Source organism: Rhodococcus sp. RD6.2 (genome assembly GCF_001040705.1).
Taxonomy (GTDB): domain Bacteria; phylum Actinomycetota; class Actinomycetes; order Mycobacteriales; family Mycobacteriaceae; genus Rhodococcus_G.
Window position 1 is genome coordinate 668,291 of sequence record NZ_CVQP01000007.1, and the last position, 16,532, is coordinate 684,822.

The following is a 16,532-nucleotide window of genomic DNA, read 5'->3' on the forward strand; positions in this document are numbered from 1 at the left end:
GGGTGAGGTGGGTGAGTGGGGTCGGCGAGCACGCCGCGAAGCTAGCCATCTGCCAGTCCGGTCAGCGCCACGCCCAGGGCCGCATCGACCTCCCGTCGGGGCGACATCGGCAGTGTGTGGTGGCTCGCTTCGTTCACCGTGATGACCGAGATCCGCGGGTAGGTGCCGTTGATGCTATCGGCGAGGCGTCGACTGTCGTGCACGCGACTACCGCCGGCAAGGATCACCGTCGTATCCGTTTGCAAGGCTGCGAGTTCGCTGGGTCGGGGGCGTTTCGGCACAACCACTTTCGCCGAGGGAAAGTGTGCGGAACCGCGTGCGAGAAGGTCGAGCCAGTCGCCGTCGACGGCGCGTCCGCGAGTCTCCCAGCGGAGAAGCCCGCGCTGTCGATCCTCGGTGGGGCGAAGAAGGAGAGGGGTGGCGCGCGCGAGATAGTGTGCGCGCATTCCCGTGAAGCACGAATTGGGGTCGAGCAGGGCAAGCGTCGACACCCGTTCGGGACGACGCAGCGTGTGGGCCAGCGCGATCATCGCGCTATAGGAGTGCCCGGCGAGCGCGTAGGTGTCGAGACCGAGGCCTCGGATCACCGAATCGAACCACGACAGGAGGTCGTCGACGGTCCGGACCGGAGTGCCCACGGCCCTGCTGCGTCCGGCGTCACCCATCAGGTCGACGGCATGCACCCGATACCGAGCGGCGAGCGCACCTGCATTGGCGAACCACACCGTCGAGGTGGCGCCCGCCCCGGGCAGGAGGATCAGGGACGGGGAATCGGGATGGCCGCAGGTGTTCACTCGCGTGATTCCGTACTCGGATTCGAGGTCCGTGGATTCGACGGCGACGGGCCACTTGTCGAGAACTCGGTCGTAGGCGCGGTAGAAGGCGACTCCATCGCTGGTGGCGGCGAACTCGGTTGTGGACGGCATGCGCGGCACCCCTCGAATTTAGCTCGATGTATCGAGATTCTTGATTGATCGAGATAGTAGGGTGAGTGTCCCGGTGTGTCGAGAGGGAGCTGCGATGAACGAGGGCGACGTGACCCGGACCGACGGGTCGATGGGCGTGGTGCATCAACTCCGGGCGCTCGTCGTCGATCTGCACCTTCTCGGCGCGGAGTTCGCGCGGGTGAACGGGCTGCATCCCACCGATGTCCGGGCGCTGATCTGCCTACTCGACGCGACGCGCGCAGGACGAGCGGCGACCCCTACCTGGCTACGAGAGCAACTGCATCTGAACTCGGCGTCCGTGACCGCACTGATAGATCGGATGGAGAGGGCCGGTCACGTGGCGAGGCGCCGCGACGACGCCGACCGCAGACGAGTCCTGCTCGAAGCGACGCCGGCGGCAATGGACCTCGGCTGGTCCTTCTTCGGTCCGCTCATCGGAAACGCGACCGGCACAGTCGATTCGTACACGCCGGCCGAACTGGCGGTGGTCGAGAGGTTCCTGGGCGACATGAGGCGCAGCGTCCTCGAGACCGGAATCCCCGAGTAGGGCGGATCAGTCGAGCGGCATCGTCATGAACACACTGTTCGGATCGGGTCGATAGTCGCCGAACGGGGGACACGGCACGAATCCAAACCAGGTGTAGAGCCGACGAGCAGGCGCGAAGAACTCCATCGATCCCGTCTCCAAGGAGACCCGTGTGATTCCGCGGCTCCTCGCGTCGGCCACCATGTGTTCGAGCAGGCTCCGCGCGATGCCCCGTCCACGCAACTCGGGGTCGGTCCGCATGCTCTTGACCTCCTCGTGTGAGGGGCTGACCTTCGCGAGGGCGCCAGTAGCGGCAATCGAACTCCGATGACGGACGACCCAGACGCGGATGGACGGATTGTCGAGTTCGGCAAGGCTCAGGGCATGCTGACTTTCCGTCGGTGCAGTCGGGGCGAGGTCGTCGAGATGTGCGCGCAGGAAGGCGGTCAGTCGCGCGTCGCCGAAGTCGGCAGGTTCGATCACGAGATCCACGGCTGAATTCTGCCCCTCTGGAGTGGGGAATCTGTCTACTTCCCTGACCGAACGTGGCGTTCGGTCAGTTGACCTGACTGAACGCCACACTCGGTCGAACGGAAATGGTGTCGGGGGCGGGTGGGGGTGGGGTGGTCAGCTGCCGAACAGCGGTGCGGGTTCCTGAGGAAGCGGCTGGGGCATGGGAGGCAGCGGCGGCTGAGGTCCGAATCCACCCTGGCCCGGGAAGGCGTTGTTGATGATGTTGTGGAAGTGGTTGATATCCATGACTCATGTCTACGGGCCGGACCTGGGTGGAGTGTGGGTGCGAGCTGGCAGTTGGCTCCGGAATCGAGCAAGGCTGCCCCGCGGGCTCCACCGAGTGGGACCGATCGTCCCAGTTCGGGGCCTTTTCGTGACAGGTGGAAACGAATTTCCCGAATTCGCGTCGCGAGCCCATCGCAGGTCCATACGATGCAACGAAATGCTAGGCAGAACGCCCGTTTCGGTGGCCCCGACGGACTTGCATCGGGGCGGTCGGCGGGCCGGTGCCTGCGTCCGTCGTCGTAAGGATGGTCCGTTGAAGCGCACACTTTCGAATCGACTTGTTCCCGCCATCGCGTCGCTCGCCGCCGCCGGACTGCTCGTCAGCGGCTGTAGTAGCAGTGATGCCGAGTCCAATGAGTCCGCCGCCACCGGTGAACCGATCAAGGTCGGTCAGATCATCCCCATCGAGGCGCCGGGTATCTCCGTCGTCTCGCAGGCCAAGGGACTGACCGCGTCGATCGATGCCTACAACTCGCGTGGCGGCGTCAACGGGCGTCCGCTGGAACTGATCCAGTGCGATTCGGTCGGCGACCCGAACAAGGAACTCGACTGCGCCGACAAGATGATCGCCGAAGGCGTCGTCGCCACCCTCGCCGACTTCACGCCCGCGTCCCCGCAGGCGGTGTCGGAAAAGCTCGCGACCGCCGGGATTCCGCGCATCGGCATGAATCCGATGAACATCGCGGACTTCACCGCGACCAATGTGTACACGCCGTTCGCGGGGTCGCTGCTCACCCTGTTCGGCACCGTCGACACCCTCGTCGCCGACGGCAAGACGAAGCTGACGCTGATGCGTCCCGACCTGCCGGTCGCCGCGATGCTGAACCAGTTCCTCGGCCCGTACGTCACCTCCCGCGGCGCTCAGATCGTCAACGAGGTCGCCGTCGGCGCCGGTGCCACCGACTACACCCAGTTCGTGGCCGCCGCCGAACGCAACGACGCGCAGGGCGTGATGATGGCGCTGACCGCGACCGAGTCGAACCAGATCGCCGAGGCGTTCAACCAGCTCGGTTCCAAGCTCAGCTTCGCGCTGGCCGCGACCGGATTCACCCAGACCGACCTGCAGAATCTCGGCGACTTCGCCACCAGCTCCGTCTACACCAGCCCGGTGCCGGCTCCGTCGTCGAGCACCGAGGACTTCCCGGGTCTCGAGGAGTTCCTCGCCGACATGGAGGCGTCCGGGGACAGCGACCTCGAACGCTCGGAGATGAACGGCAACGAGATCTTCTCCTGGCTGTCGGTGCGCGCGTTCGGTGAGGTCGCAGAGGGCCTCGACACCGTCTCCGCCAACGCCGTCGCCCAGGGCTTCCTGAACGCCAAGGATCTCGACATGGCCGGGCTCGTGCCGGCATGGACCCCGAACGCGTTCGAGCCCGTCGGGATCTTCCAGCGGGTGTCGAACTCGATGATGTACCGCCAGACGTTCGACGGTGACGTGGTTGTCACCGATCCCAGCCAGTACGACCTGCGCGCGAAGTAGCGCAGAAAGCCCGAACAGGGAGCGGTGATGACGGAGTTCTTGCAGTTCGCCATCCTCGGGCTCGGGGCCGGATCGGCCTACGCCCTGCTTGCGCAGGGCGTGGTGCTGGTCTACCGCGGGTCCGGGGTGGTGAATTTCGCGCAGGGTGCGATCGCGATGGCCGCGGCCTACCTGTGCCTGGAAACCCTTCAGGGGGAGCATGATTGGCCGCTGTGGCCTGCGTTCGCCGCGTCTGTGGTGTTCGCCGGTGCGATCGGCCTGATCTTCCACCTGGCGGTGCTGCGGTGGCTCGCGAACGCCGCTCCCATCGTTCGGCTTGCCGCGACGCTCGGTCTGCTGGTGATCCTGCAGTCGGCCGTGCAACAGGTCTACGGCTCGCAATCCAACCGGGTTCGGGCGTTCCTGCCCAACGACGCCTACCACTGGGGCGACATCGTCGTCCAGCAGGACCGGTTGATCCTCCTGGCCATCGCGATCGGCTCGACGGTGGTCCTGTGGGCGGGGACGCGATTCACCCGAGTCGGCCTCGCGATCACGGCGGCGGCGGAGAACGAACGCGCCGCCGCCGCACTCGGATGGTCACCGCAGCGTCTCGCGGCGTTGACCTGGACGGTCGGCGGTGCGCTCGCCGGAGCGGCAGGCATCCTCGTCGCGCCGCTCACCGGACTGACGCCCACCGCATTCGTCGTCATCGTCACCGTGTTCGCGCTTGCCGCGGCGCTCCTCGGCGGGTTCACGTCGTTCCCGCTGACGCTGCTCGGCGGGTTGGTGCTCGGTGTCGGTGAGAGCCTGGTCGTCCTGTACCAGGACTCGATTCGCGACTTCCTGAACATGCCGACCCTCAGCGGTGTCAACCGTGCGGTGCCGTTCCTCGTGATCCTTGTGGTCCTCGTCGTCCGCGGTAAGGGCCTGCCGCTCCGCAGTCACGTCTCCGACCGCCTGCCGCGTCTCGGGTCGGGCGTCATCCGCTGGCCCGGAGTGGCCGTCGCCGTCGTGATCGCCGCGGTCGCGATCGCGTTCAGCGGGGACTGGTTGCGGTCGCTGACGCTGACACTCGCCGCTGCCGTGTTCCTGCTGTCCATCGTCGTCCTCACCGGATACGCGGGGCAGTTGTCCCTGGCGCAGTACACCGTTGGAGGGTTGGGGGCACTGATCGCGGCACGCCTCGTCGGGCAGGCCGGGTGGTCGCTGATTCCTGCGGCGGTGGTCTCCGTGGCCGCCGTCGTCGCGGTCGGCGTGTTGTTCGCGCTGCCAGCCCTCCGCACTCGCGGTGTCAATCTCGCGGTGGTGACGCTCGGGCTCGGGTTCACCGTCCAGGAGATGGTGTTCGGTAACCCGGCGCTGACGGGCGACAAACTCGACAACTCGGTGCGCATCCCGAAGCTCACCCTCTTCGGGCTCGACGTGACGGCGGCCCGATACCCGGAGCGGTGGGCGCTGGTGTGCCTCGCGGTGCTCGTGGTGGCCGGACTGATGGTCGCGAACCTGCGCCGGTCCCGGACCGGACGACGCCTCATCGCCGTCCGGACCAACGAACGTGCTGCGGCCTCGCTCGGTATCAGCGTTTTCGCCGTCAAGATCTACGCCTTCGCGCTCGCCGCCGGCCTCGCGGCCGTCGCCGGAATTCTGCTCGGACTCCGGAACAGTGCGGTCACCTACGTCGAGTTCAACGCCTTCGCCTCGATCAACGCCGTGGTCCAGGCGGTGACAGGTGGTCTCGGGTTCGTCATCGGCGGTGTCGTCGGCGCGATCCTGGGGCCGGGCGCCATCCTGAGCCGACTGCTGTCCGACGGTTCCGGGAGCGGCGCCGTCGCGACGATGATCGGCGGCATCGTGCTCATCGTCATCCTGCTCACCAATCAGAACGGTATCGCCGACATGCTCTCGCGGGCCGGGGCCGCGATCCGCAGGATTCCGGTCCTCTCGGCGCTGCCCACGCGCGCGAAGAAGTCCGGTGCGCACGATCTCTCCTCCGACGAGGACGATTCGACGGTGCCGGCGTCACCGCTGACGGTGCGTGGTCTCGGGGTGCGGTTCGGCGGTGTGACCGCCGTCGACGGTGTCGACCTGACGGTGCAGCCGGGACAGGTCGTCGGGCTCATCGGACCCAACGGTGCCGGGAAGACCACCGTCATCGACGCGATCACGGGGTTCGTCGCCCCCGCCGCGGGTCGAGTCGAGCTCGGGGCCGATGATGTCACCGGGTGGTCCACAGCCCGACGCTCCCGTGCCGGGTTGCGGCGCTCGTTCCAGTCCCTCGAACTGTTCGAGGACATCACCGTCGGTGACAACATCCACGCGGGCTCCGACGAGGCAACCCGGTGGAGTTGGCTCACCGACCTCGTGTGGCCCGGCAGACGCCCGTTGCCTGCGGGCGCGTCGACAGCCGTCCGGGACTTCGAACTCACCGCTGACCTGACGGCCATGCCCGACCAGTTGCCCTACGGCAGGCGGCGGCTCGTCGGCATCGCACGCGCGGTCGCGTCCGGCCCGTCGGTGATCCTGCTCGACGAACCGGCCGCGGGACTCGACGAGGCGGAGAGCCGCGAACTGGCGCAGTGCATCAGGCGTCTCGCCGATCGTCGCGGCGCCGGGGTGCTCCTCGTCGAGCACGACATGGGACTGGTGATGTCCACGTGTGACCGGATCGTCGTCCTCGAATCCGGTCGTGTCATCGCGGAGGGCACGCCGGACGAGATCGCGGCCGACGCCCGGGTCCGCGCCGCTTACCTGGGAACCGACGACGAGACGACGGGGGCGCTGTCATGACCGCGACGACATCGGAGGCCGCGACGGGCGAACTGCTGCTCGACTGTGCCGGGCTGAATGCCGGATACGGGGGAGCGGTCGTGTGCCGTGACCTCGACATCCAGGTCCGTGCGGGCGAGGTGGTTGCGCTGATCGGAGCGAACGGCGCGGGCAAGTCGACCACCATGCTGACCGTCGCAGGCGAGATCGCCCCGCTCGGAGGGACGGTGAGCGTCTTCGGATCCGCGGACCGCGCTCCGTTGGCGACGCGCGCTCGACGCGGACTGAGCTACGTCACCGAGGAACGATCGGTGATCATGGGGCTGACCACCGCAGACAACCTGAAGCTCGCCGGGGTGTCCGTCGACGCGGTGTGCGGAATCTTCCCCGAACTGCGTCCGCTGCTCACGAGGCAGGCGGGGTTGCTGTCCGGTGGTGAGCAACAGATGCTGACGCTCGCCCGGGCACTCGCCCGTGAACCGCGACTGCTGCTCGCCGACGAGCTCTCGCTGGGTCTGGCTCCGCAGATCGTGGCGCGGCTGCTCGGGGTGGTCCGGTCGGCCGCGGACGAGCGTGGCGTTGGTGCCCTGCTCGTCGAGCAGCACGTCCGCCAGGTGCTGAAGGTCGCCGACCGTGTGTACGTGATGCGGCGGGGTCGGGTGATCGCCGAGGGGACGTCGGCGGAGATCGCTGCTGATCTGGAATCGGTGCAGCGCGCCTATCTGTCGACAGCGACCGACTGAGGCGCCGTCCGGCCACCCCTATCGGTTCTGGTCGGGTCGTGGCCGGGTGCGACGTTAATCAGTTGAACTCTTGTACGGTTGACGCGTCGAACCGGGCACCTGTCGATGGTCACGGGTGTGCAGCGAGAGGTGCAGTGGGAGTGGTTGCGAAGTCGTCCGTCGTCCGGGTGCCGAAGGCGGGCGAACTGGTTGCCGCGAGTTTGCGACGCAGGATCATCACCGGGGAACTGAGCGCGGGTGACCCGCTGCCCAACGAGGCCGCGCTGATGGAGCAGTTCGGGGTGTCGCGTCCGACACTGCGGGAGGCGTTCCGGATTCTGGAGTCCGAGTCCATCATCACCGTTCTTCGTGGAGCGCACGGCGGGGCACGGGTGCTCGCTCCCGACTCGTCCGGAGCCGCTCGATACACGGGATTGCTGCTGCAGTATCAGGGCGTTCCCCTCGTCGACGTCTACCGTGCCCGGGCGTCCCTCGAGGTGACTGCGGTCGGCACGCTAGCCGACGGTACCCACGACGCGGAACTCGGAACCTTCGCCGCCCTGCTCGAGGCGGGGGCGGATCTGATGGAGGATCCGGAGGCATTCGCGCGTCACGACGTCGACGTCCACCAGGCGCTCATCGATCTCGCGGGCAATCAGACATTGTCGGTGTTGTCGGGAATGCTCGTGCACATCATCGACGCGCACAACGACCTGTTCATCGCCTCGAAGGGCGACGACCTCGAACAGCCGGCGGCGCAGCGGGCGCACCGTTCGTACCTGCGACTGCTTGCGTTGATGCGCGACGGTGATCCGATTGCGGCGCAACAGTTCTGGCGCAAGCACCTCGATGCGATCGAGAGAGTGATGCTCAGTGACCCGGAGACGACGCTGGTCGAGGTGCTGTCCTGACCGTGGACGCCACGACGTCCTGACGGCGCTCGGTCCTCAGTTCGGAAGCGGAATCACCAGCGGGGGCAGCCCCGGCAACTCGACGCGGATCTCCGGCGGCGGAGCCGGCGGTTGCGGCACCACGACCGGCGCAGGCGGTGGTGGCTCGGGTGCGGGCGGTGGCGGTGGCGGTGGCGGTTCGGGGGGAGGCGGTGCCGGAATCTCGGCGAGTGCGCGTTGCGGTGCCCGCTGGACGGGGGCGTCCGGAGTCGTCGCGGCAGCAGTTGGGGTCGGCAGCGTGGTTCCGGGCGCAGGGTGGACGCCGGATCCGACCGGCACCATCGTCAGCACTCCCGTCGTCAGATCGACCACGGCGACGGTGCCCATCGGACCGGCCGCCGGTCGCACCTCCATCACCCGGTCGACGTTGAATCCGGGCCAGGGCACCGCGTCCGGATCGACCGTTTCGTCGGACGCGGGTGCATCCAGCGGGTCGCCGTATTCGCATCGGACCTTCGGTTCGCCGTACTCGTCGATGAGGACGATGGTGCCCGATTCGAGGACGGCGTCGTGTCGCTGGGCGCGGCCGTCGTCGTAGCCGTAGCTGGTCACGCGGGTGTCCGCACGCAGCAGTACGGGCGTCAGCGATTCGACGAACCCGCGCACGTCGCTGACGCCCTGAACCCTGGCCCAGGCATTCAACTTCGCGGGATCACCCTCGAGTGTGCCGACCAGTCGCGCGGTGTCGCAGAGGGGGCGCTCGAGGGTTCCGCCGTAGAGGCCGCCGCGGTCACCGGTGACGACGGGTGTCGATTCGTCCGGCAGTGCGGTGTCCGGTGGTCCGCTCGGTACGAGTACCGGGGTTTGTGGCGGCAGGAGTCGATCCGTCCACGGTTGGTCGCCCGATGACGTGGTGGCGACGAGGGCAACCTCCTGCGGGGCGGAGCTCCGCGAGCATCCCGCCGCGAGTGCGAGAGTCACACAACCGGCCACCACCAATCCAACCGGCCACACGCGGTGTGTGCCGGTCGCGCCGGTGCGACGTCGGGCTCGATCCGCAGCCCGCCCGCCGTTGTCGGGGGCCACTCGGCCATCGTAGGCCCGCGGGCGCCGCGACGCGCATCGCGCGGACTCAGTGCACGGCGCTCGGTTCGAGAGCGTCGTCGACGTCGTCGGTCGAGGCGGGGGAGCGGCCGGGAATGAAGCACGCGATCAGCAGGGCGGCCAGCGCGGCCCCTCCGCCGATCAGGAAGGTCGCGAGGAACGCGCCCTCCGTCGGCACGTCGACCGGTCCGAGGGGCTTGGTGTTGCCGGTCAGGACGATGGTCATGACCGCAGCGGCGAGCGAGGTGCCGACCAGGCGCATCAGTGAGTTCAGGCCGTTGGCCGCACCGGTCTCGTGCAGGGGCACGGCGCCCATGATCAGTGCGGGCATCGCCGCGTACGCGATTCCGATTCCCGCCCCGATGACGGTCGAGACCAGTGTGAGTTGCCAGATCTCCTGCATCGCGATCGCGCCGAGCAGGTATCCGGCGGCGATCACGACGGTGCCGACCATGAGTGTGATGCGCGGGCCGTGGCGTCCCGTCATCCGGGCCGACACGGGGGAGAGCAGCATCATCACGATCCCGCCGGGGGCCATGACGAGGCCCGCGGTCACCATCGACTGGCCGAGACCGTAGCCGGTTTCCGGTGGGGCCTGCAGCAACTGGGGGACCGTGAGCGCCATCGCGTACATCGCGAAACCGACGAGGATCGACGCGGTGTTCGTCAGCAGCACCGTGCGTGACGCCGACACCCGCAGGTCGACGAGCGGCTCGGGGGTACGCAGTTCGGCGAGGCCCCACAGTACGAAGAGTACGAGGGACGCGCTGCCGATTCCGAGGGTGAGGGGACTCGTCCAGCCCCATCCGGAGCCCTGGGTCAGCGTCAGCAGCAGCAGGACGAGGGCTGCCGCGAGACCGACTGCACCCGGCACGTCGAACCGGCCCGGTCGGCGCACCGTGGACTCCGGAACGGCCGCGACGATGGACACGGCGACGAGGCTGCCGAGCACGGCGGCCGCCCAGAACAGCGCATGCCAGCTGTAGTTCTGGGCCGTCCAGGCGGCGAGTGGCAGTCCGACGGCTCCGCCGACGCCCATCGTCGAGCTCATCACGGAAATCGCCGAGGCGACCTTCTCCTTGGGCACCTCGTCGCGGAGGATGCTGATGCCGAGCGGGATCGCTCCGGTTGCCGCACCCTGCAGAGCACGTCCGATGATGACGGGTACGACGGTGCTGCTCAGCGCGCACACCACGGATCCGACGACCAGGAAACCCATGGACACCAGGATCATTCGGCGCTTGCCGATCATGTCTCCGAGGCGACCGGAGATCGGGGTGACGACGGCGGCTGCGAGCAGTGTGGATGTCACCACCCACGACGCGGTCGACGCCGATGTGCCGAGGATGGTCGGCAGCGTGTGGACGAGGGGGACGACGAGGGTCTGCATCAGCGACACGACGATGCCCGCGAAGGCGAGGGCGGGAAGCATCAGCCGGGCCGCGCGGGTGTCGTCGGCAGTCACGGCGATCTCCTCAGGGCAGGTCGGGTGCAGGCCGGTCGGTCTGCGTGATGACGAGTCAGAATCGTGTGCACGATACACACGATGTGTATCGCGCACCATCTTGGCCTGCGGCGGCAGCGGAACCGCTCGAATCCCGCCGTGCCCCTGCTCTTGTACGGTGACGTCGGCCGAGATTCGGCCCGATACGTCACCGAACTGGGAGTGTGCAGGGATGGGCATCAACGACGGACGCGTGGTCATCGTCACCGGAGCCGCCGGAGGCATCGGGCGGCAGCACGCGCTGGAATTCGCCAGGCAGGGCGCGAAGGTCGTCGTCAACGACCTCGGTCCGGCCGAGGACGTGGTCGAGGAGATCAAGGCCCTCGGTGGCGAGGCCGTCGCGAACAAGGACGACATCTCCGACTTCGACGGAGCCGGCCGACTGGTGCGCACCGCGATCGAGGAGTTCGGCACGCTGCACGTGCTCGTCAACAACGCGGGCATCCTGCGGGACAAGATGTTCGTGAACATGACCGTCGACCAGTGGGACGACGTCATGCGCGTGCACCTTCGCGGCACGTTCGCGCCCTCGCAGCACGCCGCGTCGTACTGGCGGGAACAGCACAAGGCGGGCACGCCCGTTGCACATCCGCGGATCATCAACACGTCGTCGCCCTCCGGGCTGTACGGAAACCTCGGCCAGACGAACTACGGTGCCGCGAAGGCGGGCATCGCCGCATTCACCGTCATCCTCGCCGACGAACTGGCTCGCCTCGGTGTCACGGTCAACGCGATCGCCCCGACCGCGCTCACCCAGATGACGGCCGGGCTGGACGGATTCGTCGCGGCGGCTGAAGCGGAGAAGGCCCGCACCGGGTTCGACGCGGCCGCTCCGGAGAACATCTCGCCGACCGTCGTGTGGCTCGGCTCGCCGGAGTCCGAGGGGGTCACCGGCCGGGTGTTCAACGTCCACGGTGGTTCGATCAGCGTCGCCGAGACCTGGGTTGCCGGTCCGAGCGTCTCGAAGGACGCCCGCTGGGATCCGGCGGAGCTCGGTGAGGTCATCCCCGCCCTCGTTGCGCAGGCCCGCCCCAACTCGACGATGGCAGGCACGACCCGCTCCTGACGGAAGCGCCGGACGGGGTTCCACGATCGCCGGAAATCCCGTCCGGTCCCGCCGGTTCAGCCCGCGGTGCGTCCGAGGAGGTCGAGCGCGAACTCCGCGTACTCCGTGGCGATCTGTTCGGGTGTCGACGGGCCGTCCGACCGGAACCACTGCGGCAGCGACGTGCACATCGTCGCGATGGCTCGACCGGCATCGCGTGGATGCCGTGTGGAGAGGTCGCCGTCCCGCACCGCGGCATCGATCTGCTCGTCGAGCAGGTATTGGATCTGACTGCGGGAAAGCGTAATTCGCGTTCGATCGGGTTCCTCGACGCTGCGCATCTCGCTCGCCCCGATGAACGCGAGCTTGCGACGGTGTGTGTGGTAGAGCGCGAGTGCCTCCACGATCAGGGCCACCCGCCGCACAGCCGTGACGCCTTCGTCGCGGGCGGCTCGTATCCGCCAGTGCAGCTCGTCCATCGTGAGATCGAGCGCGCGGACCAACAGTGCCTGCTTGTCCCGGTAGTGGTGGTAGACCCCGGGGACACTCATTCCGGCCCGGCCGGCCAGTGCGCGGACCGTGGCGCCGTGGTAGCCGGTCTCGACGAACGCGTCGATCGCCGCGGCCAGAACCGGATCGACCTCCAGTGGCGGGAAGTCGCGCCAGTGCACTCCTGTCGAGGTGATGTCCGGGGCGTCGTGGGGCTCCCGCGGCGCAGCGGACCTCGGGGCACCGCTGCTCCTGTGGTGTGACGGCATCGGCTCGTGGTGGTCGCCGAGCAGTCGGCCCGCGGTGGTGCCGACCGCCTCGGCGATGGCGCGAATACGTTCGACACTGACCCCGGTCCTGCCGTTCTCTATCGCGCTGACCGTTGCCGGACTGACGGCGAGGCGCCGCGCCAGTTCGCGCACCGTCAGATCCGCATCGAGCCGCGCGGCCCTGATCGCCGCCGGTGTGTCCTGCTTGTCGTTCACCGATCTCCCTCTCGTCGGCGCCGGGCTCGCCTGTCGTGTGCGAGGCTGCGCCCGGAACATGTTCAGTATAACTGAACACTCCGGTGAGATCAGGGAATCTGAACGTCGAAGACCGCGCGGAGCCGTGTGGTCATGGGGCCATAACCACTAGTGTTGACCCGATCGACGCGCCTGTGGCACCCTGGCCTGCAGGCCGAGCGATCGCTCGGACAACGTGACCGAGGAGAGTTTCCGTGGCGATCGACCTGACCTATTCGCCCGACGTGGAGTCGCTGATCGAGCGGACCCGTGCGTTCACCCGGGACCACGTGCTGCCGATCGAGGACGAGCACGGCGGCGACATTGCCGTCGCAGGCGGCGACGAGATACGGGTGAAGCTGCAGCAGGCCGCGAAGGACGCGGGCGTGTTCGCGCCGCACGCGCCGGTCGAGTACGGCGGCCACGGACTGAACATGTCCGACCGCGCCCCCGTGTTCGAGGAGGCCGGGTACTCGCTGTTCGGCCCGACCGCGCTGAACATCGCGGCCCCGGACGAGGGCAACGTCCACATGCTCGCCCACATCGCGAACCCGGAGCAGAAGGAGCAGTACCTCGCGCCCCTCGCCCACGGCGACGTGCGGTCGGCGTTCGCGATGACCGAACCGGCGCCCGGCGCGGGAGCCGATCCGTCGGCGCTGACCACGCGTGCCGTCAAGGCCGACGGCGGCTGGCGGATCAACGGGCACAAGTGGTTCATCACCGGTGCCGACGGAGCGGGCTTCTTCATCATCTTCGCGCGCACCGCGGGCGAACCCGGCGACCGCGGCGGCGCGACGATGTTCCTCACGCCCGCGGACGCGCCCGGTATCCGGGTCGGGCGGCACATCGACACGCTCGACAAGTCCATGATCGGTGGGCACTGCGAGGTGTTCTTCGAGGACCTGCTGGTCCCGGACTCCGCGGTGCTCGGCGAGGTGGACCGCGGCTTCGAGTACGCGCAGGTGCGCCTCGGACCCGCTCGCATGACGCACGTGATGCGCTGGCTCGGTGCCGCTCGACGTGGGCACGACATCGCGGTCGACTACGTCGCGAAGCGGGAGGCGTTCGGTGGCAAGCTCGGTGACCTCGGCATGGTGCAGCAGATGGTCGCCGACAACGAGATCGACATCGCCGCCACGCGTGCGCTGCTGACCCGCGCGTGCTGGGAACTGGACCAGGGCGACAAGGCAGCCAACTCGACGGCCATCGCCAAGACCTTCGCCGCGGAGGCCATCTTCCGGATCGTCGACCGCAGCGTCCAGATGTGCGGTGGCATGGGCGTCTCCGGCGACCTTCCGCTGGCGCGACTGTCCCGTGAGGTTCGCCCGTTCCGGGTGTACGACGGCCCGTCCGAGGTGCATCGCTGGGCGCTGGCCAAGCGCGTCGTCGGCGCGGCCAAGCGCGCACAGAAGGAGTCCTGATGACCCTTCCCGGTATGGATGCCCCGGCACTGCGCCGGTTCCTGGTCGACAGTGGCGTCGACGTCGCTGGTGACCTGACGGTCGAGTTGGTCAGCGGTGGGCGCTCGAATCTGACGTTCAAGGCCTCCGATTCGACGCACACCTGGATCGTGCGACGACCCCCGACCAGTGGTCTGACGCCGTCGGCGCACGACATGGCGCGCGAGTTCCGCGTGACCAGCGCGCTGCAGGACTCGGCGGTGCCGGTGGCGCGGACCGTCGCGTTCGACGAGGAGGGCGCGGCGCTCGGTGCGCAGATGACCGTCGTCGAGTTCGTGGACGGTCGTGTCGTGCGTGACCAGGCCGACCTCGCCGCCCTGTCCGACGTCGAAGTTCGCGATTCGACCCATGCACTCGTCCGGGTGCTCGCGGACCTGCATTCCGTGGACTACCGGGCCGTCGGGCTCGGCGAGTTCGGCAGGCCCGACGGGTTCGTGACGCGTCAGGTGAAGCTGTGGGCGGGCCAGTGGGACCGGGTGAAGACCCGTGAGTTGCCCGACGTCGCACGGCTGCACGCGCGCCTCGCCGAGTCCATTCCGGAGTCGTCCGCGGCGTCGATCGTGCACGGCGACTTCAGGATCGACAACACGATCCTCGATGCACGCGATCCGTCGACGGTGCGCGCGGTGGTGGATTGGGAGATGTCCACGCTCGGCGACCCGCTGACCGACGCCGCGCTCATGTGCGTGTACCGCACCCCGGTCTTCGATCTGGTCCTGGGTTCGGAGGCGGCGTGGACCAGTCCGCGGCTGCCGTCCCCGGACGAGCTCGCTCAGACGTACGCGACGGCGTCGGGACGCGATCTCGGCGACTGGAACTTCTACCTGGCGTTGGCGAACTTCAAGCTCGGTGTGATCGGTGAGGGCATCACGCATCGGGCGCGGCAGGGGTCGGATGCGGGTAGCGGCGCCGAGCGGGCCGCGGAGGCCACCGGCGAATTCATGGCAGCGGGCCTGCGGGTCCTGACGGGAGCATCGGCATGAGCGAGAAAAGTGCACTGGTCACCGGGGCATCCCGGGGAATCGGGCTTGGCATCGCGAACAGGCTTGCAGCGCAAGGTTATTCGCTCACCATTTCGGCGCGGGACGAGCAGCGGCTGACCGAGGTCGCGGACACGCTCAAGGCAGCGGGGGCTCCCCGGGTGGTCGCCGTGGCGGGTGATCTCGCCGATCCGGATGCCGTCGGCGTTCTCACCGAGCGTCACGCCGCGGAGTTCGGTGCGATGGACGCACTGATCGTCAACGCGGGCGTCGGAACGGCGGGCGCGATCGGGGACTTCCCCATGCGGCGTTTCGACAAGACCCTCGCCGTGAACCTGCGCGCGCCGGTGCTGCTGCTGCAGCAGTGCCTGCCTCTGTTGCGTGTCGCTGCCGCCGCGAATCTCGGTCGGGGCGCGAAGGTCGTCGCACTGTCGTCGATCACCGGGGTGTACTCGGAAGCGCAGCTCGGGGTGTACGGCGCGACGAAGGCCGCCCTGATCTCACTGGTGTCGACGTTCAACACCGAGGAGTCCGGGAACGGCGTGACGGCGACGGCGATCTCGCCGGCGTACGTCGACACCGACATGAGTGCGTGGATCCACGACAAGATCCCGGCCGAGGAGATGATCGAGGTCGGTGACATCGTCGAACTGGTCGATTCACTGCTCCGATTGTCGTCGAAGGCGGTCGTTCCGAACATCGTGGTGACGCGGGCCGGAACCGACGGTCTTCGTGCTTGATCGGAAGCGCACCCGATAGTCGCGCAAACATCCAGCCAACTTCAGATTGATTAGGCCAGGTCACAAACTGTGACCTGGCCACAATCATTCTGTGACCAGCAATGAAGGCTCATGGTGGCCTGTCGGTAGCTGTCTGACCTGCCGAAACCCTCAACTGCTCGCTCCTGTGCGGCCGTGAATGGCTGGTGTGTGGTCGTGCGGGCGACCTGGAGTTGGACGCTTGTCGAAGGAACTCGCCAAACCACCTCGCCGGACATGGGAACGCGGTAAGTTTTCCGTGCGATGGGCGGCAACCGCTCCCGTCGTGGTCAGAAGGACCGCCGCGTGCGGCGGAATGATTGTCTTTCGGGAGGGCGATCTATGAACACACAATGGAGTGACGGACACCATGTGCTGTGTTCAACCACCATCACACATTGTTCTGCCAGCGTCGCGCACACTCGAAGCGAACCGGCCGTCGCCGACCTTCGGCGTTGAGTTCGGCGGGGTCGCTGCCGAGTCGGATCCGTGGGTGCCGGATCCGCTGACCGCTACTCGCGCCATCGGGGCGCACACCTTCAGCCGTTATCGGCTTTCTATTTGACGAGATCCATTTC

Annotated in this window: 15 protein-coding genes; 9 read left to right on the forward strand and 6 right to left on the reverse strand. The window is 67.9% G+C overall.

Features of this window, described 5'->3' with window-relative positions:
* Positions 1 to 41 precede the first annotated feature (41 nt).
* A complete protein-coding gene (locus RHCRD62_RS16695) occupies positions 42 to 926 on the reverse strand; it encodes an alpha/beta hydrolase (RefSeq protein ID WP_172671078.1) in 885 nt (294 codons plus the stop codon).
* Between the two features lie 94 nt (positions 927 to 1,020).
* Here RHCRD62_RS16695 and RHCRD62_RS16700 point away from each other — a divergent pair, with 94 nt between their 5' ends.
* Positions 1,021 to 1,494 (forward strand): MarR family transcriptional regulator, encoded by a 474-nt coding sequence (locus RHCRD62_RS16700; protein WP_050065780.1) that lies wholly within the window; start codon positions 1,021 to 1,023, stop codon positions 1,492 to 1,494.
* Positions 1,495 to 1,500: 6 nt separating this feature from the next.
* Here the strand turns inward: RHCRD62_RS16700 and RHCRD62_RS16705 are convergent, their stop codons facing one another.
* Together RHCRD62_RS16705 and RHCRD62_RS26630 are read right to left on the reverse strand one after the other, a co-directional pair.
* Positions 1,501 to 1,965 (reverse strand): GNAT family N-acetyltransferase, encoded by a 465-nt coding sequence (locus RHCRD62_RS16705; RefSeq protein WP_050065781.1) that lies wholly within the window; start codon positions 1,963 to 1,965, stop codon positions 1,501 to 1,503.
* Between the two features lie 135 nt (positions 1,966 to 2,100).
* Positions 2,101 to 2,232, reverse strand: coding sequence for a hypothetical protein (locus tag RHCRD62_RS26630; protein WP_301280724.1), 132 nt, complete (start codon positions 2,230 to 2,232; stop codon positions 2,101 to 2,103).
* A 292-nt stretch (positions 2,233 to 2,524) separates the two neighbouring features.
* On the opposite strand from RHCRD62_RS26630, the gene RHCRD62_RS16710 reads away from it, so the two are divergent.
* The 4 genes from RHCRD62_RS16710 to RHCRD62_RS16725 all read left to right on the forward strand — a co-directional run bounded on the left by RHCRD62_RS16710 (position 2,525) and on the right by RHCRD62_RS16725 (position 8,132).
* Complete coding sequence (locus tag RHCRD62_RS16710) at positions 2,525 to 3,751, forward strand: ABC transporter substrate-binding protein (RefSeq protein ID WP_050065782.1); 1,227 nt, start codon at positions 2,525 to 2,527, stop codon at positions 3,749 to 3,751.
* 27 nt (positions 3,752 to 3,778) lie between these two features.
* Positions 3,779 to 6,520, forward strand: coding sequence for an ABC transporter permease subunit (locus RHCRD62_RS16715; protein ID WP_050065783.1), 2,742 nt, complete (start codon positions 3,779 to 3,781; stop codon positions 6,518 to 6,520).
* Complete coding sequence (locus tag RHCRD62_RS16720; RefSeq protein ID WP_050065784.1) at positions 6,517 to 7,242, forward strand: ABC transporter ATP-binding protein; 726 nt, start codon at positions 6,517 to 6,519, stop codon at positions 7,240 to 7,242. The genes RHCRD62_RS16715 and RHCRD62_RS16720 overlap by 4 nt, the downstream gene beginning before the upstream one ends.
* A 134-nt stretch (positions 7,243 to 7,376) precedes the next feature.
* Positions 7,377 to 8,132 carry a FadR/GntR family transcriptional regulator gene (locus RHCRD62_RS16725; protein WP_050065785.1) on the forward strand — a complete coding sequence of 252 codons (756 nt, stop codon included), beginning with the start codon at positions 7,377 to 7,379 and terminating at the stop codon, positions 8,130 to 8,132.
* Between the two features lie 36 nt (positions 8,133 to 8,168).
* On the opposite strand, the gene RHCRD62_RS16730 is transcribed toward RHCRD62_RS16725, so the two are convergent.
* Positions 8,169 to 9,092 (reverse strand): DUF6777 domain-containing protein, encoded by a 924-nt coding sequence (locus RHCRD62_RS16730; RefSeq protein ID WP_253277342.1) that lies wholly within the window; start codon positions 9,090 to 9,092, stop codon positions 8,169 to 8,171.
* A gap of 151 nt (positions 9,093 to 9,243) precedes the next feature.
* On the reverse strand, positions 9,244 to 10,680 hold the full coding sequence (locus tag RHCRD62_RS16735) for an MFS transporter (protein WP_367379648.1): 1,437 nt from the start codon (positions 10,678 to 10,680) through the stop codon (positions 9,244 to 9,246).
* 211 nt (positions 10,681 to 10,891) lie between these two features.
* Between RHCRD62_RS16735 and RHCRD62_RS16740 the strand changes: the two genes are divergently transcribed.
* Positions 10,892 to 11,785, forward strand: coding sequence for an SDR family oxidoreductase (locus tag RHCRD62_RS16740; protein ID WP_050065787.1), 894 nt, complete (start codon positions 10,892 to 10,894; stop codon positions 11,783 to 11,785).
* Between the two features lie 56 nt (positions 11,786 to 11,841).
* Here the strand turns inward: RHCRD62_RS16740 and RHCRD62_RS16745 are convergent, their stop codons facing one another.
* The gene (locus RHCRD62_RS16745; protein WP_050065788.1) at positions 11,842 to 12,738 is read right to left on the reverse strand and encodes a TetR-type transcription factor C-terminal domain-containing protein; all 897 of its coding nucleotides are present in this window, start codon (positions 12,736 to 12,738) and stop codon (positions 11,842 to 11,844) included.
* 233 nt (positions 12,739 to 12,971) lie between these two features.
* Between RHCRD62_RS16745 and RHCRD62_RS16750 the strand changes: the two genes are divergently transcribed.
* From RHCRD62_RS16750 to RHCRD62_RS16760, 3 genes are read left to right on the forward strand one after another with little or no spacing between them, the layout of a single operon-like run.
* Positions 12,972 to 14,177 (forward strand): acyl-CoA dehydrogenase family protein, encoded by a 1,206-nt coding sequence (locus RHCRD62_RS16750; protein WP_050065789.1) that lies wholly within the window; start codon positions 12,972 to 12,974, stop codon positions 14,175 to 14,177.
* Positions 14,177 to 15,199 (forward strand): phosphotransferase family protein, encoded by a 1,023-nt coding sequence (locus tag RHCRD62_RS16755; RefSeq protein ID WP_050065790.1) that lies wholly within the window; start codon positions 14,177 to 14,179, stop codon positions 15,197 to 15,199. Before RHCRD62_RS16750 ends, RHCRD62_RS16755 begins: the two co-directional genes overlap by 1 nt.
* Positions 15,196 to 15,936, forward strand: coding sequence for an SDR family NAD(P)-dependent oxidoreductase (locus tag RHCRD62_RS16760; protein ID WP_050065791.1), 741 nt, complete (start codon positions 15,196 to 15,198; stop codon positions 15,934 to 15,936). Before RHCRD62_RS16755 ends, RHCRD62_RS16760 begins: the two co-directional genes overlap by 4 nt.
* The last annotated feature ends 596 nt before the right edge of the window (positions 15,937 to 16,532 follow it).